Raw genomic sequence first — 701 nt, 5'->3', positions numbered from 1 at the left:
CCATGGCCACCAACCCCAACTGGCGACTGTGCGCAAACAGCGGTTGCTGCACCCGGAACAGTTCCGGTACCCAGCGGGATGCCTGACTGATCAGGGCCTGATCCTTTTCCCGTTTTTGTGCGTAGGCCTGCAGGGTCGCCAGGCTACCGGGGTCGGCATTGCCGCCTACGGTCTGCGCCAGCGCCAGCAGATCCCGCACCGCCAGATTAAAGCCCTGCCCGGCTACCGGATGCAGGGTGTGAGCGGCATTACCGACCACCACGCCATGGGGCACCACCTGGGCACAGGCCTCGGTGAGGATCAGCGGGTAGCGCTGGCGTTCACCGATACCACAAAGCCGTGGCGCCTCTGCCGGGCAACGACCTTGCAGCTGCGCCAGTGCTTCGTCGTCCGCCAACGCCATCCACTGGTCCACCTGCGCCCGCGGGCCGGTCCACACAAGCGCCATGCGCTGGTCGGGCAGCGGCAACAGGGCCAGTGGGCCGTCATTCAGAAAGCGTTCGCAGGCGATTCCCTTGTGGGGCTCTTTCAGGGACAGGTTAGCGATCAACGCATCGTGACCAGTGTCGTGGTCACGGGCGCTAATGCCGAGCCACTCCCGGGTCTTGGACCGGGCGCCGTCGGCGGCGATCAACAGCGGCGTTTCCACCACCTCGCCACTGGCCAGAGTGATTTGGTAACCGCCCTCCTGCCGGCGAATA

At 65.6% G+C, this 701-nt stretch carries 1 protein-coding gene; it reads right to left on the bottom strand.

What is annotated here, in order from left to right; genetic code table 11:
• Positions 1-701 (bottom strand): FAD-dependent monooxygenase (locus A3730_RS28545; RefSeq protein ID WP_197477723.1); only part of this gene is annotated, 701 nt, incomplete at both ends.

The organism is Alcanivorax sp. HI0044 (assembly GCF_001634945.1).
Note: the sequence above shows the minus strand (reverse complement) of the source record. Positions and strands in the feature narration are given on the sequence as shown.